The sequence below is a fragment of the Nocardia sp. CY15 genome, from assembly GCF_009829295.1.
GTDB lineage: Bacteria > Actinomycetota > Actinomycetes > Mycobacteriales > Mycobacteriaceae > Nocardia > Nocardia sputi.
Genome location: NZ_VUOT01000019.1, coordinates 22,421 through 47,196, shown reverse-complemented (window position 1 = coordinate 47,196; position 24,776 = coordinate 22,421). Strand labels below are relative to the sequence as shown.

The window sequence follows — 24,776 nt, the reverse complement described above, 5'->3', positions numbered from 1 at the left end:
CTACACTAGACGATAATGACAACGTTTTTCAACAACGCGTCCTCCAACGATGCCCTGGACTGCTACCGGCTGCTGGGACGGTCGGGCCTGCGTGTATCACCGATGGCCTTGGGCACCATGACCTTCGGAACCGACTGGGGATGGGGCGCCGACAAGAACGAGGCTCGGCGCATCTTCGACGCCTACGTCACACGCGGCGGCAACTTCCTCGACACGGCAGGCAATTACACCAACGGCAACGCCGAGAAATGGCTCGGCGAGTTCGCCGCGGCCGACCGCGAGGCTCTGGTCCTGTCCACCAAGTACACCCTGCTGCGACGGCTCACCGATCCGAATTCCGGCGGCAACCATCGCAAGAACATGGTCGCCTCGGTCGAGGCGAGCCTACGCCGCCTGGGCACCGACTATCTCGACCTGCTGTACCTGCACATGTGGGACGGCCTCACGCCGCCCGAAGAGATCCTGCGCGCGATGGACGATCTGGTGCGCGCGGGCAAAGTGCTGTACCTCGGCATTTCGAACACCCCCGTCTGGCAGATCGCACGCATGCAGACGATGGCCGACTTGCGGGGATGGACGCCGCTCATCGCGGTTCAACTGGAGTACAACCTGACCGAACGCACGGCCGAACACGACATGCTGCCGATGGCCCGCGAAATGGGCCTCGGCGTGGTTGCCTGGTCGCCACTGGCGGGAGGCGTGCTCGCCGGTAAGTACACCGATGCGGATCTCCCGTCGGATGCGCGGCGTCCGGTGGTGGGAACCACCCGCAAAGACCTGATCGTCGCCAACGACGGTCTCACCGAACGGTCGCTGACCATCGCCGAGACCGTACGCCAGGTGGCCCGGCAACTCGGCCGGTCGCCGGCGCAGGTGGCCCTCGCCTGGCTGCTGCGCCAACCTGGCCTAACCGCACCCGTTCTCGGTGCCCGAACTCGCGCGCAGCTCGAGGACAACCTCGACGCCTTGGACCTCGCCTTCGACGACCACCATCTCGAGCGCCTCAGCAATGCGTCCGCCATCACGCCGGGATATCCGCACACCGTACTGGCTCGCCCATTGGCTCACCGCAGCGTGCACGGAGACATGCGGATTCAGCTGAGCTGAGCTGAGCTGAGCTCCCACAGCTGAACCACCTTCGGACGATCACGACAGGAATTCGCCTTGGCTCTTTTCGATCTGTTCACCGACCGACTGCTGCGCAGACCTCGCGGACCGCTGGCACGGTTGATGTGGCGGGACATGAAATCCCATCACCCGATCTTCCGCGACACGCTGGCAGAGCTTCACCTCACCGACAACGACCACCTCCTCGAGGTGGGCTGCGGAGGCGGCACTTTCGCCGCTAGTGCGCTGGAAACCGGTTGCCGCGTAACAGCCGTGGATCACAGCGCCGATATGGTGGCGCTCACCAGGTCGAGGAACGAAACCGCCGTCCGAGAGGGCAGGCTCGAGGTCATCGAGGCCGCGGCGGAAGCATTGCCCCTGCCGGACGGACACTTCAGCAGCGCGACCGCGATGAACATCCTGTTCTTCGTCGAGGCGCCCGCCATGCTGTCCGAACTGCACCGAGTCCTCGCACCGAACGGTCGCTTGGTCCTGCACACCGTCGCGCCCGATCCCCCACGGTCGCTCATGCCACCGCCGGTCGCCAAGCGCGCCCGCTTCCACTCCGACGCCGAACTCGTCGCCATGCTCGAAGAAGCCGGCCTGCGTGAGCCGAAAATCCGACGCGTAGACGGCGTTTTCCAAATCGCCACCGCCACGCGGCCGGCCTGATCGGCACGGGCGGGCGCGCACCATGGACGCGTACGCCCCGCCCCTGCGGACCTCCCTCCGCCGCCCCACACGCGGGTTCCATTGGAAGCGACGACCGCGATCCTGTTCGGATGACGGTCACGGGAACGAAGCCGTTCCTCATCGATCAGGGTCGGTCGACGGGTTCGGCGGCTCGTGCTGACAGGATGTGAGCGTGCTCGCGCAGAACACTCCGACGTCGATTCGGACGAAAGTGCCCTCGACGTACGCACTGGTCGCGCTGATCGCCCTCGGGCTGGTCATGCAGGCGCCGCTGGTGCGCGCGGTCGGTGCGTCGGCACGGTTGCAGACCGCGGTGACGATATTCTCCGGCGTCTTCGTGCAGGCGGTGCCTTTTCTGGTACTCGGCGTACTGGTCAGTGGTGGCATCGCGGCGTTCGTCTCCCCTGCCGTGCTGCGAAAGGTGCTGCCCCGCAACGAGCCCGCGGCGATCGGCGTAGCCGGGCTGGCGGGCATGGCGTTGCCTGGATGTGAGTGCGGTGTCGTGCCGGTGGCGCGACGGTTGACCGATCAGGGCGCGCCGGGCTCGGTAGCGCTGGCTTTCATGCTGTCCGCGCCCGCGACCAACCCGGTCGTGCTGATCTCCACCGCGGTGGCTTTTCCCGGCGAGCCGGGTATGGTCGCGGCGCGGTTCACCGGTTCGCTGGCCACCGCTGTCGCGATGGGCTTCATCTGGTCGATGTTCGGCCGTCCGGCGTGGCTGTTGCCGAGGGCCGGGCATGGTCACTGCGTGGCGGGCCGCACCCGCTGGGAGGTCTTCACCGAGGCCGCGCGCCACGATCTACTACAGGCCAGCGCTTTTCTCGTACTCGGCGCGGGGGCGGCCGCCGCGCTCCATGTGCTGGTCCCGCCCTCCTGGTTTGAACATCTGGCCGGCCAGATGGTGATAGCCATCATTGTTCTGGCCGTCTTGGCGATCGTGCTGGCGCTGTGCTCGGAGGCCGACGCGTTCGTCGCTGCGAGCATGTCGACGCTGCCGTTGCTGCCGCGGCTGGTGTTCCTGGTGGTCGGGCCCGCGGTCGATGTGAAACTGTTCGCCATGCAGGCGGGTACGTTCGGACGAGCGTTCGCGATGCGATTCGCGCCGGTGACGTTCGTGGTGGCCGTGGTGTGCGGCGCCCTCGCCGGATATGTCTTTCTCGGAGGTGCCCGGTGAGACGGGAGACCCAGAATCTGCTGTTGCTGCTGATCGGCGGCGCGGTCTTGTGTATCGCGCTCGATGGCTCCTACCTGCGCTACGTGAAACCCGGCCTCTATCCGTTCCTGCTGATCAGCGGCGCGGGTTTCATTCTGCTCGGGCTGATCGCGATCGTGCGCGACATCCGGCGCGGCGCGGCCACCTCGAGCGACGAGCACGACCATGGGCACGGCACCGGCCGGGCCCATTGGCTCCTGCTGCTTCCGGCCGCCGCACTGCTGCTGATCGCCCCGCCCGCGCTGGGCGCCGACGCCGCCGTGACGAGCCCTCGGGTACAGGTCGTGGCCGGCGATTCGCCCTCGGCGCAACCGGAGCGATGGCCGTTTCCGCCCCTGCCGACGGATCCCGCACCGACGTTGCGGGTTGTCGATCTGGTGGATCGGGCGCTGTTCGACTCGAACCGCTCCCTGGACGGCCGAGAGGTGACCATCAGCGGATTCGCGATGCGGCCGGTCGATCTCGGGCAACGGCCTTCCGACACCACCGACACAGATCTCGCGCGAGTGGTCATCACCTGCTGCGTCGCCGATGCCCGCTATGTAGTCGTGCACCTTACGGGGATGCCGGAAGTGATCGAGGACGACACGTGGCTCGAGGTCCGCGGCTTCGTCGAACCGGACAGCGCCCAGCATGATCCCGACTTCACACCAACTCTCCGCGTCACCGACTATCAGCGGATCCCAGCTCCGGATCACACATACGAACGCAGTCGCCAGTGATCCGCGGTCGCTGCTTTCAGCCACCCACGAGGGCCGAGTTCGTCGCCGGACATCGGCTGGGCTGTCGACCGTGACCTTCCGGATTGATTGCGACCGCTCGTTTCGGGAACCCGTGGACAACGAATCATCCAGACCCGGAGGTTCTCTGGTGACCTGTCGCGGGTCTTCGCTGCACGGCGAGGTCTCGCACGATCGCAGGAGGTGTTGCGTTGTCTGTCGACCGCCACGACGAGGATGCCGCGACGGGCGCCGACCGCCCTGGCGGCCCGGCCCCTCGGAGTGAGGCCGCGGCCGCCGAACGATTCGCCATCCGCAGTGCCGCGGCGTTGTTGGGCGCTGTGGCCGTCGGTCTCGGGTTCGGTGTGCTTACAGCGCTGGTCCGGGCGCGGTGGGAACCGATGCAGAGCGCGGATCAGGCGGTCACCGACAGCCTGGTCTCCGTGGCAGCGGAGCACAGGATTCTGCGGAACGTACTCACCGGCATCACCGATCTCGGCGGGACCGGCACGCTGGTCCTTGTGCTCGCCGTCTGCGGGCTCTGGCTGCTCATTCGTCGTCTCCCCCGCCTTGCTGTCTACGTGGTGGTGACAGGCGCGGGTGGGTTGATCCTCAACCCGATCGTCAAAGAGCTTGTCGCCCGGCTGCGTCCGGTGGTGGAGACTCCCCTCTACAGCACAGACGGGTGGAGCTTCCCCAGCGGACACGCGATGAGTTCACTGGTGTGCTACGGCGTTGTCCTGCTGGTTTTCGCACCGATCCTGCCGGCGGGCCCACGCCGTGCGGTGGCCGTGTTCGCGGTCCTCATGGTGGCGGCCGTCGGCGTCAGCCGGATAGCGCTGGGCGTGCACTACCTCACCGACGTCCTCGCGGGCTGGCTGCTCGGGTCGCTGTGGCTCGTGCTGGCCACCGTCGCGTTCCACCGATGGCGTGGCGACGCCCGAATCGGCGACGCGGGCCCGCTGCCGGGTGACGTACCGCCGGCCGAGGAAGACGACTTGCGGCCGGTCCCGCTGCGGCATGCGCCCACCCTTCCCCACCCGTGGCGAGGAATCGGCGAACTCGCGGTCGCGTGGGTGCTGCTCGTCGGAGGGCTCGTCGGAATCGGCATGCTGGTGCGCGCCCCGGAAGCCGAAAACCCGGTCCCGCGGTGGGATCACAGCATCGTGGCGACGCTTGCCGAGCACCGTAACCCTACGCTCACCTCCATCCTCGGCGTGTTCGGCGAACTCGGTAATACCACCGCGGTCATCACGGTCGCCCTGATCGTCGCCGCGCTGGCGGTGGGCGTCCTCCGCAGCTGGCGCCCGGCGTTGTTCCTCGGTATCGCGCTGTCGGGTGAGATCACGCTGTTTCTCACCACCGCCGCGATCGTCGACCGCGACCGCCCCCAGGTCCCACACCTCAACCCCGACCTGCCACCCACCGCCAGCTTCCCTTCCGGGCACGTCGCCGCCTCGCTGACGCTTTACTCAGCCACCGCCGCACTCCTGTGGGCCACCACCCGCGGACGAGGGCATCGGCTCCTGTCCGTCACCATCATCGCGATCCCCACGCTGGTGGGCGTGCAGCGAATCTACGCCGGTGCGCACTACCCCACCGACATCATCGGCGCGGTCCTGCTGGCATCGATATGGACAGCGATCGCCTGGTGGGTCGTCGAACCCGTCGAGACCTCTGGTCAGTCGGCGGCTCTGGGCAGCACCGCACGAAACTTTCCGTTCCGCAACGCGTCACCGGCCACGGCAAGGATTTCCCGCGCGTCGTCGACACCGATCCGCAAGAGATCAGCCGCCGACGACACCGAAACGCCCTGAAGTAACACACATGGATCAGATCTGCCGCAACATCGGGCTCCGACACATCCGCCAACGCCGCCCGGATGATATCGGCTACATCGAATTCCTCCGGCCGAAACACATCATCGACATCATCGGTTCTGCTGGCGGTCTCAGCGACATCACGAGACCTGCTTGTCGAACCCTGACCGACTGTGTTGGGCGTGGACGCCGGTAAGGCTACTGATCTGGCCATCTGGTCCCGTCTTTGCTGGTGCGCGGCCGACCGTCCGCAGGCGTCATCTGTGTGTATCGAGCGACACTCTGAGTGACCACCTCGGCTTCCTGCCCTCGCATCTCGAACCAGCGGCGGAACCGATCCTGCTGCGACATCGGCGAACCGGCGTCCGCTCGGTTGCGCACCGAATCAGCGGAAAGCCCATCCGCGTCGGCGGGCTCGGGCGGTCGACTGCCGATCTAGCCATCGGGAAGGCCCTGCTGATACATGGCGAAGTGTACCCGCTTGATTTCCGGCCGTTGAAGTGTCGTAACGTAATGGTGGATGACCCATTGCGGTGTGCCGACAATGGCACCGTTGATTTCCGCGTCGGCGAATCCGACGGCAATGGCCTCGGGGTAATTGAGTTCGGTCTTGGTCGAATCTTCGAAGGCGAACGAGGGCAAGCGACTACGCCATTCCACGTAACTCTCGGTCAAGCCGTACAGCTCCAGCTTTCCGTGGGCGGCGATCAATACTGCGGCGAGCTTTTTGCTGAGTTCATAATTGGTGGCCTGATCGATGGCGTGGGCGAATTCGTGGCAGACATCGTCTGCGTATATCTGAGCGCTGCTCGGATGCATGCCGTTCAGGCGACGGAAGTCGCTGTCAGCGAGAGTCAGCATCCGATCGGCCGCATGCGGCAAACTGAATGTAAGTATGGTTTGGAAGAGGGCAGGGTCATTCTCCACATACTCGCGGATGGCGATGGCGCGCGCTCCTGCCACGAAATCGATTTCGAGTACGCGGATGTTGGTCGTGAGCTTGCGGAATCCGGGAGCGTACCGATACTTGACGAGCAGGTCATCCAATTTGTCCAGGATTTCCCCGACCGTATCCGCCGGGATGTGGGGACTGACGAGCCCGGACAGCTCGATATAGGGGTGATCGAGCTCGAAATTCGCGACCAGTCTGGTCTTGGCCTGTGCCTCCTCGTCGAGCCCGGCCATCCGCAGTGGATGCTCGGCGTGCTGCGCCACCTCGCGCAACGCGGACATAGCCGCCATCTGCGTATCGAGCACTGTCCTCGAGATCGACGGGGGAAATGGTATCTGTGCCAGCGAATCCCCGACGGACTTCACCAGCCGTCCGATCTCGACGATGTCTTGCCGACCAAGGTGATGGTCCTGCCACACTCTGCGGCCACCGACGTCGCGGACGAAAGCGGCGGCGAAGGGGCTCGGCTTGCCGGTGATCGCCGCGAAGAGGCCCAGCAGGTCGACTGCCCGAGGGTTGTTGCGTGCCCCCTCGAGCACGAAGTCCCGGTAGAGGACATGGTATGGATCCTGTCGATCCAGCAACACGTCGGCGATCGGCGCGCCCATGGCCCGGCCGATCTTCGCTTTGGTCCACTCCGCCATTGCCTGGTCAGCATCGTCGTAGATCTCCCTGAGGACCTGTGTCTCCTTCTTGTCGTCGAAGGTCAGCAACTCGATCGTGACTCCCGGACGTCCCTGCATCGCCTGCATTCGCTTCACACTGGGTGCCTGCGCGACCTTGTCGATTTCGGTTCCGAGGCTTGCGGTTTCGTCGTCAGGAGGTCGATTGCCTATGAAATCAGGAGGGCGCGCGGAGCTCGGCTCATCGGTGCCGGATCCCGCTGCCGACTTCGGAAAGAACTGTTGCGAAAACTCGATCGACGTCGCTTGTTCCGGAGATGCGCTGTCGGTCGGTCGGGACCATGAAGTGATACCCGACGGCCGGGGCGATGGGTGGAATCAGCCTGGTGACCACGGCGTCGACTTCTCCGCGTTATTCGGTCCGGCATCACCTGGCTGATCCTGCGGCCGGTTCCCTATGAGCCCAGATGTGCGATCGCCTTCCTCTGGAGACGAACCGCCCGACTGTTCCGGTGTCTCGAATCGGCCGAAGTTCGCGGTGATGTATCCGTCGAGTTCCATCCACGTGGTGGTCAGCTGGATCAGCCGGGCGAACCGCACATGATCGAGCAGCGCGTTCAGGAGGCGACCAGTCGGGGTTTCCTCCATCGAGGCGGCGAGGCGTTCGAGTGCCTGTGGTAGGTCCATACCCGCATTCGCCGCCACGCCGGAGCTGGTGGCAGAGCGACCGAGCATGTCGTCGAGATCTCGTGTGCGCTGTGTGCGCCGTTCGGCATTCGAGTTGTTGAGCGCGTTGTCCGGTGTTCCTTCGAGTGCCAGTGTCGTGGCACGTTGGAGATCATCTTCCAGCCGGAGGCTGCGACCGATCCACGGACCGAGCGCCGTCGACAGCTGCTGCCCGCCACTGCTGAGCAGTCGGTGCCATTCCGGCTGGGTGAGCGCGGTCAACCGCCTGTGCAGCAGGTTGAGCACTTCGCTCAGCTGTGTCATCACCAGACCGGGGTTCGTCCCGGTCAGCGTGGCAATCGTCGCGGCCGACGCTTTCCGGGCGTGCTGCCATGCCTCGATGGCCGCGGCCTCCGCACCGCGTACGGGTGGCTCCTCGCCGAATCGCTGCGCAGCCGCGCGTAACTGCGCTGCGGCGTCCGCGCGGTTGCGCGCCAAATCAGCGGAAAGCCCCGCCGCGTCGGCGGAGTCGGATGGCCGACTGCCGATGAACCCGCCGGGCCGGTCCGCGCCGGGCCGGGTGATGGTTTCGTCGAACAACGTGGGAGGCTCGTAAGCGAGGCCGTCAACGAGACGGATCCCCAGCATTCGCACCCGCAGCCGCCCATCGTTCAGCTCGACCGCCAGCGAGCCGGTGTGCTTCAGACCACCCCACCGTCGTGATGCGCGCCCGACCGCTGCGGATACCGCCGAACCCACTTGATCCGCACCGAAATCTTCTGCCAGCCCCGCCAACTGCGCGGGGTCTACGTGAACGATGCTTTTTCGATCTCCCCACAGATGAACCAACCAAGAATCCGTTTCACCTGCCCGACCCCGCCACTCGAACGTGCCGAACCCTTTACCCAGCAACTCCGATTCCAGGGCCCTACGGGCACGCACCACCGTAGATCCCGACAGCGCTCCGGAGACCGTGAAACCTTTGTCGCTGCCCCTGCTCGACAAAAGCAACTTCACGCTGTCGCCATCCGCCGCCGCTATACCGTAGTTCACCAGGCACGCAGCGATATCGAGCAGTCCAGCGGGGGGCTCGACCGAGGCGGCGTCCAATCCGAGGAAACTCAGCGACTCCGCGAGAGAAGCACGAATTAGCGAGGTAGGCGTATCCGGTCCGAACACTACCGACGAACGCCGTATCGGATCATTGGGATCGGCTGCCGAATCCGTTGGACGACTGCCGATGTAGCCAGCGGGACCGCGTTGCTCGGAAGCCGATCGCTCGAGGTGTTCCGGCTTGATTTCCGGTGATTGGAGTGTCGTAACGTAACGGTGGATGACCCATTGCGGCGTGCCGACGATAAGTCCGTTGATCTCCGCGTCCGCAAATCCTACCGCAATGGCCTCGCGGAAATCGAGTCTGGTCTTGGTCGAATCTTCGAAGGCGAACCAGGGCAAGCGACTACGCCATTCCACGTAACTCTCGGTCAAGCCGTACAGCTCCAGCTTTCCGTGGGCGTCGATCAGTACGCTAGAAAGATTATCGCTGAGTTCATAGTTCGCGGCTTGGTCGATCGCGTGGGCGAATTCGTGGCAGACATCGTCTGCATATATTTGCGCACTGCTCGGATGAGATCCGGATTGGCGACGACGATCGCTGTCAGCGACAGTTTTCTCACGATCGGCCGCATACTGCAAGCTGAATGTCAATTTAGTTCGGGCGGGGGAAAGCTTGCCAGTCTCGAGATTCTTCATCTGCTGACTCGAAGCGGTGGCGCGCGCTCCTGCCACGAAATCGATTTCGAGTACGCGGATGTTGGTCATGAGCTTGCGGAATCCGGGAGCGTACCGATACTTGACGAGCAGGTCATCCAATTTGTCCAGGATTTCCCCGACCGTATCCGCCGGGATGTGGGGACTGACGAGCCCGGACAGCTCGATATAGGGGTGATCGAGCTCGAAATTCGCGACCAGTCTGGTCTTGGCCTGTGCCTCCTCGTCGAGCCCGGCCATCCGCAGTGGATGCTCGGCGTGCTGCGCCACCTCGCGCAACGCGGACATAGCCGCCATCTGCGTATCGAGCACTGTCCTCGAGATCGACGGGGGAAATGGTATCTGTGCCAGCGAATCCCCGACGGACTTCACCAGCCGTCCGATCTCGACGATGTCTTGCCGACCAAGGTGATGGTCCTGCCACACTCTGCGGCCACCGACGTCGCGGACGAAAGCGGCGGCGAAGGGGCTCGGCTTGCCGGTGATCGCCGCGAAGAGGCCCAGCAGGTCGACTGCGCGAGGGTTGTTGCGTGCCCCCTCGGTCACGTAATCCCGGTAGAGGACATGGTATGCCGGTGGATCCAGGCGCACCTCAGCGATCGGCGCACCAATCGCCTGGCCTATTACCGCTTTGGTCCACTCCGCCATGGCCTGGCCGACGTCGTCGTAGGTCTCCCGCAGGACATGTGTGTCGTCCTCGAAGGTCAGCAACTCGATCGTGACTCCCGGACGTCCCTGCATCGTCTGGATTCGCTTCACATCGGGTGTCTCCGCGACCTTGTCGGTTTCGAATCGCAGGCTTGTGGTTTCCTCCGTACCCGACGGCTCGGGGCGATCGGTGGCATCGGCCGGGCCGGACTTTGAACGCCGGGTCGGATCGTTCGAATCGGCTGCTGAATCCGATGGACGGCTGCCGATGTAGCCATCGGGACCGTCTTGCCCGGAAACCGATCGCCCGAGGTGTTGTTCGAAGGTGTGAACTACCTGGGCGGTGTCGGGGTGCCATTCGGCACCGTCGGATTCGGCCACCCATCGGTTCATGCGCTGATGGAACTCGGCGAATACGGGGGCGACTCGATCGGGTTCGGGGCCTGGGTCGGGGTCACGATATCGGACGATCGTTTGGTCGCCTTGCCGGTATACGGCAACCTCGAGATTGCCGGGTTCGTGGCGAAGGGGGCCGAGGATCAGCGGTACTCGCACCTCGTCGGCGCTGTGTGTCGTTCCGCCGCGAACAGGCTTTATCCAGAAACCGTCGTCATAGGCAGCGAACATCGACTCGATGCTTCCCAGGAAGCCGAGCGGCTCCATGGTGAACAGCGCCGACACCGGTGTCGAATCGTGGCGCCACAGTTTGCCCTGGCTCGCGTTGTCGAAGTTGGTGTCATCGAGACGGAGCCCGCCACGTGTCAGCGCATCACGCAGTTGGGCGGTACCCATGGGATCGAAGATTTCGTCCACCCGATAGGGACGTACCGGATCGTCCAGCCGTCCGTTCTGGTCGGTGAACAATGTGCCCCAGCCGGCCAGCTCGTCCCCCATAGCCGACATCAGGTGAAGCAGGGAATTGTGGTCGATCGCGGCCAGGAAGCGGCCCCACTGATCCATCACGAAGGAAACACCATCCGATCCGGTCCGCAGTAGCTCTGACGAGGGACCGGTCGATTTGATGAAATCCCCTCCGTGCATAGCGAAAGCCAGAGCTTCGATAACGGGGAAAATGTCTTCGTCGTAGGCCCCGACCAAATACTCGGACGCGATGGGGTAGGCGGTGTAGGTCGGTCGGATAGATCTCGGTGTTTCGGAGCCGTGCCGGGCGAGGGCACCGAGGTCGAGCACGATTCGCTCGATCGTCTGCGGTAGCAGCGGATCGTGGTCGAGGCCACGCATGGCGCTGGATCGCATAGCCGGAGCGACCGCGCCGTCGGCGGACGCGATTGCCGCGTGGATATCCAGGCGCAGTTGAAACAGCGACAGCCCTGCCTCGGTGGCTGGCCGAGTCGACCCCAGGCGAACCACCGCCGCCGCGACGGCGTGGTCCAGCTCGCGAAGCCGGTTGATCGCCTCGTCGGTGTCGTGGCTGCGGGTCAGATAGTACATCGCCGCCCGGTAGGCGTTCGGAATATATCGGCCGCCGGCGTCGCCGAAGATCCGGTCCGAGCCGGTGAGCGCCGCAGCGAATTCGGTTGCTTGCGCAGGCAGCGCACGCAGCGACTGGATCAGCTCTTCGTCCCAGCCGTTGTCGCGTCCCGCGAGGAGGCACTCGTCGGCAACCCGTGCCCAGTCGGAGCCGTCGACGAAGCGCGCCGCCCCGAGTTCGGCGACTGCGCGCAATCGCTCCGGGAATCGGGTCAGTACATCGAGATCGTGGGTATAGGACGCCGACCGCGTGTCGGCCAGGTGGAGCGCTCCGATTACCTCGAATACATTGGTCGCCGCGTCGGCCGCGGCGAGCAGCGATCCGGAACCACCGGCGGCGCTTCGATGCAACTGTTCGATCACCAATACGGTCTGCACTCGTGCCGTGGCGATGGCTGCTTCCAGCGCGGGCGATTGTCCGCGATGCACGTCCGCGATATGCGCCGAAGCCTCGGTCTGGGCGCGGGTAAGGAAGGTTCGCAGGCCGTGATCGGACAGCTGAGTTGCCCACTCGGCGAGTTCTTCTCGCGTCGCGTGGACCGGATCGGGCCTGGTGGGTTCATCGCGCGTGGTGAGATCCTCGGCGGGCTGCTGCCGGTCACCTGGTTCGGGCGTGAAACCCGTCGGACGGCTGCCGATATGATCGTTCGGCCTGTTTTGCGCGGTGGGTGTCGAGCGGGCGGGCGGCGTCGAAGATTCGGACGCCGCGGGTATCGGTAATCCGCTTTCGGCGACCTCCGCGCGCAGGAGTGCGAGAGCTTTCGTCGTTCTCGTCCACATCTCGCCAACGTCCATCCTGAGCGTTTCGCGCATCCGGACGGAACCGGTTACGCCCCAGACCGCGAGGCGCATTCCCGCCGCGGTGGTCTGCCGCACGAAATCCTCGGACAGCAGTGGGTACGGGATGGCGACACCGGTAGCCCCCGCACGGTGCGCATCATCGAGGATGGCGTCGATCTTCTCGGCGCCCGGCCGCAGGGCGCGAGCCATCCAACCGGTGGCGACACGCATCCCCTTGCCTGCCACCGTCAGCATGTTGACCATCGCCACACGCTGCCAGTCCGGCGCCAGCTCAGCGGCTGCCGTCAATACCCTCCTGTCGAACGCGTGCAGCTCGCCTCGTATGCCGTGCCGCTTCAACGTGGCCGCGATCTCCGCCACCTTCGCCCTGACCTCCGACTCGGACCAGGCGGGTCCTGCGGGTACCTCCACCGACAGCGCCGCATCCTCGAAGGCCGCCGACCGGCACAAAACGTCGAGGGCAGCCATATCCGCGGCAGCCCGGCCCACCTCCACGACGATCGCGTTCACCCCGATACCCAGGGCGTCAGTACACGCGCGCCCGGCGTCCGCGAGCCCGCCTTTGCCGAGTTGCACCGCGAGCTTCGGCCCAACCCGCACGTCGGACGAAGCCGCTGCCGCACCGGCTGCCTCGACCGGACCCGGCCGCAGCCCACCGCCCCCATCGGCCGCCACTCCCGCAGGTCGCCGCAGGTCGCTGTGGGATGGATGACCGCCCGGTGCTGGGAGTGCCGCGTCCAATTGCGGCGCACGGCGATCACGGGCCGCGTCGACCACCCTCGCCAGGACGCGATGCATCGCCGTCGGATTGTGCACAGTAGGTCGGTGCTGCTCCGTGGGCACCTCATCACCTCGTCCGGCGAGGCACCACGCTACGTGCCGCAACGACTCCGTGGGTTGTGCGGCACCGACCAACGAATACTGCAGGTACTCGCCGTGCCCGTCGAACGGAGCCAGCGAATAGGGGAACCCGCGTTCGGCACGCACTCGCGTCGCATTGGTGTCGGTGGCCGGATCGGTCCCCAGCCCCAATGGCCCGTCACCGAGCAAGCGGCCACGCGCATCGGGCGCATCCCCGCCGAAACCGGTGACCGGGTCGTCGGACTGGGCCAGCACCCAAGTATTGCGACAGCTGGCGTCCGTAGCGCTGTCGAACCGTAGCCCACGCCCGGGCGAGCCCACGACCACGCCGTATTGGAATACACCGTCCAACCGGCCTCCGACACCGCCCTCGGCAACGACCGGGGTCCCATAGCTGTAACCGAGCTTGGACATTCTCGCGCTGATCACCGCACGCAAAGCCAGCACGTCGCGTGCGAACAGCCTGCCACCGGCCTCTGCCAGTTCGGGCCTGGAGGCCCACGCTTCCTTGTTGTTGGCGGGCGCTTCGTAACCGATCCAGCACACCACGGCGACTTTGGTGGAACGATCCGCCCGCACCAATTCCTCGTAGAGATTTCGCGCACTCGCCAGGCGGGTCGGCGCCGACTGTAGCCGTGTGTCGACACCGTCCACGTACCAGACCACATGTTCGGCTTCCTCGAGCCGGCAGTTGCCGATGACGAACGTGCCGGATCCGTTGCCTCCGAACGCCTCCGGGTCCAACGCCACCGTGGTCACGACCGGCGGAGGGATGTCGCGGTGCACTGTGACCGAACGGGCGAGTGCCTCTTCGACCGCGTACAGGTTCCTGAAGACCTGGCGCTCGATTCGACTCGCGTTCTTCCTGCCTTTCGCACGGATAGCGGAGGCGGTGGCATATCGCCGGTAGTCGTTCGCGTAGTTCGCCACCTCGAACGGAAGTCCCGGGGCCTTGCCCACGACCTGGGGGTGGATCGCCACGATCGCGCGCTGCTCGTCACGATGCAGCGAGTTCCACCACCGTTTGTTGTCGACCGCGAGTCGACCGGCCCTCGTGAAGTCGTCCGGCAGACCCCGATGCAGCAGGACTTCGGGCCCCGCACCCGGGCCGCCACGCTTCTGTATCGCGCTCCGGGCGAGAGCGGCGTCGCTGCCGGTCTCGCTCAGTGTGGGCACGCCGCTGTGCGGATCACGCGGCAGGATGTCGGCATAGACGGACTCGCTCTGCACATCGACGGCGCGTTCGATACATTCCGCGAAGCGGAGCCGTCCATTCTGCACGGGATCATGGCGCGCGACCCGGTCCGCGCGACCGGCCAGGATGCGGCCCATATTGTCCAGCGACTCCGTCGGCGCCTTGGTGCGATCGTCGACATACAAAAGGAATTCGTCATCGATCGGCTTACCCTCCTCGAACGGCTCCTTCTCGTATCTCTGCGCTCTGTCACGCATGTCCTTGAGCACGACGTTCGTACGTCCCGCATCGCCGGTGGGGAACCGGCACGCGAACCGCACGCCTGGCAGAGCCTTCCCTTTCTCTAGGGTGCTCGCGCGGGATTCGATCCCGTAGTACACGTCGGTGGACGATGCGATGCCCGTCAGCGCGTCACCCATCGTCTTCAGATTCGACTCGCCGCAGACCACCACCGTGCCGAAAGTACGGGCGGCCCAGTCGTGCGCCAGAGCCTTCTTCGCGGGTCGACCGCCGTTGCCGTGTACAACCAACTGGCGTTCCGGGCGGTCCGCCGGATGCGGCGCTGAGCCCGTGGCCACGTCAGCGGACAGCGCCGCCATATCGCCGGCCAGGCGGTGACCGTCGGTCCCGGACCACACCACAACCCTGACCGGGCGCTCCGGGTTCTCCCGCACCGAGACCTCATAATGGTTGCACGCCAACTGCATTCGCTGATCGAGGCGGCGCAGATCACGGTCGGTGCCGTCTACGTGCCAGGCCTCCGCGACGGGCTCTCCACTGCCGAACGAGATCACGATCGAGCCGGCACCCGAATCATCGGTATCGAACCGCTCGAGCAGCACGGTCGGCGCCGGGACTCCTGGCGTCTCGATCGTCGCGGCCCGCTGACCCGCACGGATCAACAAATCCTCGACGTTCAGCAGATATTCCCGCAGCTCCCGCTCGCGACCGGTCAGCCGGGTCGTCGCCGCGCGCTCAAGTGTGGACCGCGCTTTCGCGAAAGCCCAGCGATTGGCCTCGTCGCGCACACCGCTGGGGAATCCGCCTGCCTTGCCGACGAATTCCGGCCACACCCGCGCCAGCGCTCGCAGTTCCTCCACGCCGAGGTTACGAGTCAGACGCGCGTTCCGGGCCGCGTGCTCGGCACATTCTTCAGCGGCGGCCGCCGCGCGTTTCGCGGTGGATCGCCGCCATCGGTACACCAGATCGTCGGGGCTCGTCCCGGCACCCCAATGCTCACGCAATACCCGATCGGCCCGCATGCGCATCGCGGCATCGGGCGGGGTGTAGGTGGGCAGCCCAGCGCGCTCGTCGACCGGGCCGATGAGATCGGCGGGGGCTCCGGCCCGCCCCGACGTGTCGTCCAAGGGCCGGCTGCCGATGAATCCGTCAGGCCCGCCGCTTCGTGGCCCGTCGGCCCGCGCTGCGGCTTCCCAGTCGGGATAGAAGCGACTCATGAACGCCGTGGCGATATCGCCCGGTGCGTCCAGTCCGGCGAGCAGGCGCAGCGCGTAATCCGGGTTCATGCCGAACTCGCCCCGGGGGTTCTCCGCGCGTTCTTTCTGGCTCAAACCGGTCAGGCCCACACTTGCGCGCGCGGCCAACTCCGTGCGTGACAGTCCCTTACTCGTGCGAGCGGCAATGATCCAGTCCTTGGGATGGCGGAACCGGTCGGACCGGGGATCAGGAAACTCGCCGTGTTCGTCCGGGAAGTACTCGCGCAGTACTGACTCCGCCACTTCGGCGGGAGCGCCCAGACCTTCCAGCAGACGCACCGCCATATCCCGCGTGATCGTCACCCCACGCTCCAGCGAACCGATATATGTCGCCGAATTCGGCACGCCCATGCGAGCGGCCAATTGGGCCTGAGTCAGTCCGCGAGCAAGGCGAGCATCCTTCGACCACCGCCGGAACGGCTCGGTGCCGTTCGGGGTCGGCCACGCCGCTGGAGCCGACCCGTCGGGTTGCTCGATCAACGCCTCCGGGACCGTGTGCCGCGCCCACGGCGTCGGCCTGCCTGCGGCCTCACCCGGGCTGGGCGGTCTGCTCCCGATGAATTCGCCCGGTCCGGTAGTGTCCTCACCCGGCACGGAATCGCCGGGCGACGCCGGTGGAATCGGCGGTTGATCCGGCTCCGTCCTCGCTGTGCTCCACGGCGTGGGCCGGTTCTGCTCGCTCGCGGTGACGTCGGACGACGGCCGGCTGCCGATGGGACCGTCGAGTCCGTGCGGTCGGGTGCGCTGTTCCTGCTGGTCGGGTGCTCTATCCGGCTGGTCGCTCCGAGTCCACCGGGTACGTTCGCTCCGCGGTTTCTCCGCGTCACCGACCGGCGGGCGCCGGTCAGTGACAATCAGCCGTTCGATGGCAAGAGCGGATGTCGAGTGGTAACCCTGCCGCGTTGTGCCGTGCAGATCGAGGGTCTCGAATTGCCGCCCGTGCTCGGTGGTCAATGGAACGACGAGTCGATCCGTGTACGTCCCGTCCTCGGCCATCCGCCGTTTGATCTCGTCCTGGGCCTGCCGGATCAACCTTTTTGTACGGTCGTACTCCCCGTGGAGGACGCGAGTGTCAGGGTCCGCTGCGATGCGTTCTGGTAGCTCGATGACGTGCCGGTCGATCCAAGCCTCCTCGTACCCGGCGCGGCGAAAGGCGTCGCGGATCGGCTCGGCAATCGGTCGCACGTTTCGTTCCCCAGTGTCGGGGTCGATGATCAGACGCTGCTCCTGAGGGACCTGCAGATTGCTGTAGCAAGGAATGATGTAGGCGTCGTCGAGAGGGTAGGCGTAACTGGGATTCCCGTCCAAAGGACGGAATGTGGCGTCGCTGGCCAGATGAGCCTCGTCCGGTGCGGTCGTCTTGGCCTCGTTGCGTATCGGCGTTGTCTTCGTGATCGCGCCGAGTGGCATAACGACGATCGCGCCGAGCGGGTCAGGCAGTACAGTGCCGTTTCCGGTTGCGAGTGTGCGGCGGAGTCCGGCGTATCCGACATACATGTTGAAGTTTTCCGTCCCCTGCCAGTTCCCCGGCTTGATGAAATGCACCCCGAGGGAATGGCCGGCCGTGGTGTTGATGATCTCGTCGTGTGCGCCGGACCGGATCATGCCCGCTGTGGCGATTGCCCGAATGTTCGGGGTGAAGTGCAGGTACAGTGTGTCGGCCGGATCCACGAAGGTGCTGAGATCCGATCGGTGCTCCGCCGACTTATCCACTACTCGGGTGTACAGATCGGGGGCAGTCTGGGGAATGCCCACTGTGGTGCGCACGCGGGCTACGGTCTCCTCCAAGGCCCTGACGCGCCGAGCCTCCTGATCGCGGAACACGAAACCCCGCATCGAGGATTCGGCGAATATGCCGACCGCGGACTGTTCGACCATCCTCAGTGCGTCATCAACGATCACGGCGATGTGCCGGGGCGCGGCAATGGCGGCTACTGCTTCGACTACATCGTCTCTGGTACGCAGACCTCGGGCGATCTCCGATAGCAGCGGCGCCAGCCCGTCGCCCGGGATATCGTGCCATCCAGCGCTGATATTCCGACGCGCCGCCGATATTTTGGACCGCATCGAATCGATGTCGTCGAGCAAACCCTGGACCGTCCGACGCGACCCGCGCTCAAAGAGCACCTCTGCCGCGTGGTCGAGCTGACCTCGAATTCCGCGCTGCAAACGCCGCATCGCGTCATCGACTCGGAAGGCGTCCACCCGATGCGAATCCAGTTCCGCGAGCCGAACCCGGGCCGCGGTGTGTAACGCCTGGGCATAACGATTTCTCGCCCCGGGAAGCAACGCGGCGAGTCCACCGTGCTTGGCCGGCATTATCTCGTTCAGTACTCGAATATCTCGATCGTCCAGACGCGGCTTCGCGGTAACCTGACGCAGGGTCGCGATCATCTGGTCACGCCGTCCCTCTGGAGTTTCGGCGTATGCGGCCAACTGCTGGTCCAAGAATGTATTCAGTTCATCGCGGACACCGGTCAGAGACACCATGTCTACCGTTCCGGATTCACCGACCAATGCCGCGAGCACGTGCTCCAATTCGCACACCTGATCGGTGATCCGGTCGACTGCCTGATCGCGTTCGGTCAGGGCATCCGACAGTGCGTCCGCATGCTCTTGGGTGAGCAGAAGCTGCTCGGGAACGAGAGCAGGCCCCGCCATCTGCTCATCGGTGAGATCCCCCGCGTCCGCACCGCCCCCGGGATGGACCGGAGCGCCATCGCGCATCGCCACGAACGTCTCGAGCGTCGCCAGACCGTCTCCGACCTCGGCCCCGGTCCTGGCATGAACCTCCGCCCGCGTGGTCCGGAAATCCAGCGGCGCAGTACCGGCCGACCATGTCGACTCGCGGTCGCGTCCCGCTGGGGGCCTGCTGCCGACGCGGCCTTGCATGGAGCCCGCATCCGTGCCGCGACTTTCCGGATCGTCGTGCGGCATCGCCGAACCGGAGTCGACGTTCAACGACTGCGTGTCCGGTTCTGTCGTATCGGCCGGGACGGAGCTGTCCGGTGACGGGCCGTCGCCGGGCGGGCGAGCGCCGGCGAGCGCGAACATCTTCCGCCGCAGCGGTGGGGCACGGCTCGACCAGAGCGATGGCGGAGGAAGTCCTGGGTCCCGGGAGGCGACAGCAGAGCGCTGTGTTGCGGAAAGGCGGGCGAGGGGTTGGCCCTTGTTGTCGAACTCGATGGCGAAAACGGCGCGATCGGCCTCCTTCAGTCGGTCGATGAACGCTTGCTGCTCACGCCGCCATTGCTGGAACGGGACTGCCTTGTTCAGCAGCGCGGGCCGACCTGCCAGATCTGCCGGAGTGATCGGAGTCTCTCCGGGGGCGGCCGCGATGTCCAAGACGACCAGGTTCGGGGCATCTGCTCGGTCACTGTCGTTGACCAGCAGCACCAGGTGGCTTTCGACTTCCCCCTTGTTCATCCACCTATAGACCAGCGCCTGGCTACCCCCGGGACGATCTTTCAGCGATTCGGCGGCCGCGTCCAGCGACCCGAATGCCCGGAAGGCGCCGCCGAAGGCCCGCTCGGTGTCTTCTTCGTCGTGGCCCCGCAGTGGCATGTCGTCCGGCAGATGGTAGGCGTGCTCGCTGTCGGGGTACAGCACCCGCATCATCGTCACGCCGTTGTTGACGCAGCTCTTCGGGCTGCGCTGGTGGATGGCGACGGCGAGGTCGAGCAGGGCGGTGACGGCCAGGTAGGTGGAGGCGGCGAGCACGAGGAGTTCGGTGGCCGGGTCGTCGGCGGTTTCGGTGGGGGCGAGCAGGCGGGCGACCGCGTCGGCGAGCCCGTCGCGGGCGGTGGCGGTGTTCACCTCGGTGGCGGGAACGTCCAGCAGGTCCGCCAGCTCTTTGCGGGCGGTGTCGACGGCGGCACCGACTTGGCGCACGCCCTCCGCGCCTGCGACCTGAGCGGGTTCCCAGCCGAGTTCGGCGGCCAGCCGATTGCGCTGGGGCATCAGATGATTCAGTGCCTGCTCGTCGCTGAGGGTGTCCGCCCGCATCACCACCGCGGGCGCGGCGTGGTCGAGGTGCTGGTTCAGCGCTTCCACAGCGGCGGATGAGACGCCTGCTCGTTCCAGCAGTCGGCTCAGCGGGTCGTCGTCATCGTCGGTGTCGAACATGGCCGCGGCCGCCTGGACCGATGCGGGAATCCCCAGCCACCCGGCCAGCCGCGCGAACCGGTCCCCCCGCAGGTGCGGTTGGACGGCGTCAGGCCCGACGTGCACCGCCTCCATCACGACGCGGTCCTTGTCCGCCCCGGCGTGGCCGGTGTCCGACCTGGTCCGGCCAGGGTCTGCCCCGGTCGGGTCAACGCCCGCCGCAGCATGGGCAGTGCCCGGCCCGGTGTGGAGGAGGTCCGCAGCGACGGTGGACTGGGGCGAGGTGGCGGCGAGATCTTCTGCGGCCGGGGGCGCGTGGGCTTGGTTGGCGCGGCGCATCGCACGCTGCAGATACGTGCGGTCGGCCGCGTCGTTCTGCAAGGGGGTGGTCAGGCTGCGCATCTCCCGCTCGGCCGCGGCGACATCGGCCGCGGTGGCCGCGACCTTCGTCCGCGCCGCCTGCACGGACTTCTGCGGTTGCGCCGCATCCGGGTCACCTACCTGACGGACGGTTTCGGTGTATTCGGCGGTGGCCTCGGCGTGCTTGGCCACCGCGGCCCGGTAGTGGGTGACCGCGACCCGCGCACCCTGCTGTTGCGCCTCGCTGTAGAGGCGGTCGGACGCGGCGACGTTGAAACAGAAGCTGCCGTTGCGGCCGTTGCGGCCCGCGCGCGCCGACCACTGATGGTCCTCGTCCGGATTGGTCGGCGAACGCCCCAGCATGTGCGCGTGTACCCCGCCCAGCTCATTGACCTCGTCGCTGATCGACACGTCGAAACCCCGGCCGAGCATTCCCGTGCCGACAGTCACCGCGCCCCGGACACCCGCGGTGTCCTTGACCGACAGCAGGTGTTCCTCGGCGGCGTTGTTGTCGCGGTGCTCGGCGAACCACCGGGCATCGATCGAATTGTGCTCCACGCCCGCCTTGGTCAGCATCAGCGAGAATTTCCGAGCCAGATCGTTGAACGGGCAGATCACCAGCACCGGCCGCCCCGCTGCCTGCAACTGCCGCACCCGGCCCACCGCATCCCGCAATTTCTCCGGCTCGGTGAGGAATATCCGATCCTGCTCCCCCGCCAGTTTCGACCGGCCGAAGTCTTCCACCTTCGCCAAACCACCCTCGACAGGGAAGTTCTCCTTGATCTCCGCCGCGGTCCGCTCCAGCGTGCCCGACATCAGATGCAGATGTTCGTACCTGCCGAGGACGTCCTCCACGGTCACCTGTTTCGATCCCGTCCCATCGGAATACACCGGGGCACCGAACATCGCTTCCACCATTTTGTGGCGGCCTCCGAACCACCGGCTCTCGGTGCCGATCTTCGGATCGCTTCGCGGCTTCCCGTACTCGTCGAGAATCTGTACCTTCTTCTCGGAATCCTCTCCGAAGATCTGGAAATCCCGATCCAGTTTCAACCGGCCCGCCTTGACGTCCAGGAAGGCACGGGCCATCTCGGTTTCCTCGGCGGTGAATTTCCGTCCGGCGTAGCTTTCCCACAACCGGCTCACCGTGTCCAGGCACTGCTCGGGTTGTTCGCGCAGCAATCGCGCCGTCAGCGTCCGTGCCGCCCCGACCTCCACCGCCGACAGCGCCCGTACGGCCCCGGCCTCCTCCACTGTCAGCGGCCCATCGTGGAGTGCCTCTTCCAGATGCATCGACAGGTCCTTCGCCGCGGTGATTCGGCTGCGCAAGACGGCTTTCAAGAAGTCACGCACCCGGTGCACCCCGGCGGCCTCCACCTCCGAGGCGATCTCCCGCTGCCCCTCGGACTGGTAGTGCACCGTCTGGTTGTGCACCAGCACCGCGTCCGCCTCATCGATGGTCGCGGTTTTCCCCGGGGGCGGCCGGTCGAACAGCTCGGCGGTCGCACGCTCGTCGTAGGTCATGTAGTAGACAGTCGGGCGTTGCGTCTCGCCCGGCGGGTCGTGCGGATCCCAGCGCGCCACCTCATACCCGAGACCGCGCAGCATCGGCGCGAATTCCCGCACCCCCTCGTTGGCCAGCACCTCGGTCGTGGTGATCACATGATGCACCCGCACCGACTTACCGCTCGCGGCCTCCACCGGCTCTCCACGCGACAACTGCCGCAACGTATCCAGCGCACCGACCATGGACTTGCCCTGCCCCGTGCCCATCTGACGCATGAAGCCGTGCTCGCCGAGCAGGAACGCCTTGATCTGATTCCACCGCGGCGTCTTCCCGGTTCCCTCGCGCACCGCGTCGATGTACCGCAGCAGCGATTCCGCCCGATCGCCGTGCTCCATCGCGTGCCTGCGCTGCTCCCACGACTCACCGGCCAGCTCCTCCTGCCGCAACCGATAGACCGCCAGCGCTTTCTTCGCCGCCGCCTTGAACTGAGCCTGCTGCTCGGCGGTGAGGTCCCGCTTCGTCGCCGGATCTGCCGAAGGCAACCCCACCAACTCCTGCGCCAGCTCCCCCACCGGGCGGTCGGGTGCGTCGTGCACGGATGGGCGATCGTCGGCGGGCGCCGCATCCGCGGAGTGTTCCACCGGCGGCTCGTGCGCCGACGGTATGTCCGTCTGCTTCGGCGCCGTGACCCGCGCCGGGCCCTCATCGCCCGCACTGTGAGGACCGGCATCGCCCACCTCCACCGGAGGATCGACCTTCGCCGATTTCGGCCCCGGCCGCGAAACCGCCGGCTCGTGCCCAGCCGCACCGTCGCCGGCCGGAGCCCAGACATTCCGGCCACGACCGGTCACATGCGCGTCGCCCTCGCCGTGATCTCCCGATTGCCGCGGCCCCGAATCGGAGTGGTCGCCCCCCGCGCTCGACAGGACCGCACCGGAAGCCAAGCCACGCCCAGCCTGCGCACCAGCACCAGCGCCAGCACCGTGTGCGCCGCCACCGGGCTGCCCATTGCCACCACTAGCACCGTGCGCGCCCCCACCGGCCTGCCCATTGCCGGCCTGCGCACCGCCGCCACTATCGGCCTGCCCGCCGTCCCTGGTCTGCGATATCCCGGCGCTACCAGCCTGCGCACCGCCGTCGTTGTGCATATCACCGCCATGCGCACCGTCATCGCCGCGCGCACGGTCACCGGTCTGCACAGGGCCACTACCGCCCTGCGCATCCCCACCGGTCTGCAAACCGCGACCGGAGGGTTCATCAGCACCCGCAGGAGGGTCTACACCGCGCGCACGATCGCCGACCCGGTCTGCGGCTGCCCGGTCACCCTGCCGTGCGGGCGAGTTGGAGTCTCCTGGTTGCCCGGCCGTCCCCGCCTGACCATTCGCGTGGGCATCCGAAGCCGGAGCCCGCTCACCTGATCCCGAATCGGCGAGGTGCCGCAAGCGGTCTCCCGCCTCGTCGGGCTCGTGCTGTCCATCGCCCGTCGCTCCCGGCGGCCTCGACGAAACCGAGTTCTCTTCAGCCTGCGATGCTCCGGCGCCCGTAGCGGGGCCGGGTGAGGCCGGGTTCGCGGGCTGCGGGGTGATGCCGCCGGTGTTGTCAACCGGAGCTGGTGGAGCGGGCACCAGCGATTTCGTCCCCTGAGGAGCCCCCGTCAGCCGCATCACGGCATCCTTGCTCAGACTCACCGTCGAAGGATCCGGAGGCACGTGGGCCACGCTGCCATCGACCACTTTTCCCACGGGGGAACCGAGATCCGAGTGGCCCCCTCTGTGGACATCCACGACTCCGGCGAATCCGCCGCTGAGCAGCGACGCTAAAACGTCTTCGTAGTGTTCCGGCCAGCCCGTGATCAATGCCGCCGCACCGAGACCGGAGACCGCACCCGCGACGCCCTGCACCAGCCCAAGCGCCCAGCGGCTGGTCTCCAGACGGGGAAACACCTTCGGGGCGACCATGCCCGCGGCAATGCCGCCCAACGCACCGCCGGCACCCGATACTCCTGCGGCGGCGACGGACTTCAGGTCGATACCCCTCGGGTTCTCCCCGTTCGGGCCCTTGACGGTCGAATTCCGGTCTCCGGAGGCGACTTGCGCAAGCTGGACCCCGAGATCCACACCGGCGGGCAGCGCGGCGGCCGTGCCGACCGTCACCGCGAACCGGGCCGGCCCCAACGCCGACAGTCGGGCCGCCGTGCTCGCCGCGCCCACCTTGTAGGCCTGCTCGAGGCCCGCGCGCATCAGCGCGACCCTGCCCCGGCCCTCGACCAGCATCGACTCCACAACCGGAGCCGCCGCAACCTGAGCGGCCGGACCGGCCGCGGCGGCTGCCGACAGCGTCCTGAAGATGCGCCAGGCCAACTCGACGCCGAACGCGAACATCACACACAGCGTCTTCTCCGCATCGTTGGCGGCCGCGTGTGCTTGATCGGCCAAGGCCAGCGCTTCCTCCCGCAGCCTGGCCGCGCCCTCCCGGTGCAGATCCAATATCTCGCGCACTCGGTCACCCAGCGCGCCGAGCGAATCCTCCTCTGCCAGAAGAGTTTGTGCGTCGTCCGCATGACCGTTCATGGCGGCGGCCTTCGCCCGCAACTCCGCGGCCATCCACCGCATCCCGGACACGTCGGCGCGCGGCAGGTCTCCCCCGAAGACCACCAGTTCGATCGGGCGCCGCACCACGGTGGGCAAACCCTCGAACAGGGTACGCAGCTCCACGACCGGGTTCAGCGACCACGACCCGTCCACCGGCAC

At 66.4% G+C, this 24,776-nt stretch carries 7 protein-coding genes; 5 read left to right on the top strand and 2 right to left on the bottom strand.

The genetic code is table 11. The features are described 5' to 3' along the window. The first annotated feature begins 15 nt into the window (after positions 1 to 15). The 5 genes from GVY39_RS20460 (at position 16) to GVY39_RS20440 (ending at position 5,549) form a co-directional block, all read left to right on the top strand. Positions 16 to 1,107, top strand: coding sequence for an aldo/keto reductase (locus tag GVY39_RS20460; RefSeq protein ID WP_159927055.1), 1,092 nt, complete (start codon positions 16 to 18; stop codon positions 1,105 to 1,107). Positions 1,108 to 1,164: 57 nt separating this feature from the next. Further along, complete coding sequence (locus tag GVY39_RS20455) at positions 1,165 to 1,779, top strand: class I SAM-dependent methyltransferase (RefSeq protein WP_159927057.1); 615 nt, start codon at positions 1,165 to 1,167, stop codon at positions 1,777 to 1,779. 193 nt (positions 1,780 to 1,972) lie between these two features. Beyond that, positions 1,973 to 2,974 (top strand): permease, encoded by a 1,002-nt coding sequence (locus GVY39_RS20450; RefSeq protein WP_370523808.1) that lies wholly within the window; start codon positions 1,973 to 1,975, stop codon positions 2,972 to 2,974. Continuing rightward, the gene (locus GVY39_RS20445) at positions 2,971 to 3,735 is read left to right on the top strand and encodes a TIGR03943 family protein (RefSeq protein ID WP_159927059.1); all 765 of its coding nucleotides are present in this window, start codon (positions 2,971 to 2,973) and stop codon (positions 3,733 to 3,735) included. Before GVY39_RS20450 ends, GVY39_RS20445 begins: the two co-directional genes overlap by 4 nt. Before the next feature lie 209 nt (positions 3,736 to 3,944). Continuing rightward, on the top strand, positions 3,945 to 5,549 hold the full coding sequence (locus GVY39_RS20440; protein WP_159927061.1) for a phosphatase PAP2 family protein: 1,605 nt from the start codon (positions 3,945 to 3,947) through the stop codon (positions 5,547 to 5,549). 438 nt (positions 5,550 to 5,987) lie between these two features. Here GVY39_RS20440 and GVY39_RS20435 read toward each other — a convergent pair whose 3' ends face one another. Further along, positions 5,988 to 7,256 carry a hypothetical protein gene (locus GVY39_RS20435; protein ID WP_159927063.1) on the bottom strand — a complete coding sequence of 423 codons (1,269 nt, stop codon included), beginning with the start codon at positions 7,254 to 7,256 and terminating at the stop codon, positions 5,988 to 5,990. Between the two features lie 249 nt (positions 7,257 to 7,505). Further along, positions 7,506 to 24,770: a helix-turn-helix domain-containing protein gene (locus GVY39_RS20430; RefSeq protein WP_159927065.1), complete on the bottom strand. Its 17,265-nt coding sequence runs from the start codon at positions 24,768 to 24,770 to the stop codon at positions 7,506 to 7,508. Between the last annotated feature and the right edge of the window lie 6 nt (positions 24,771 to 24,776).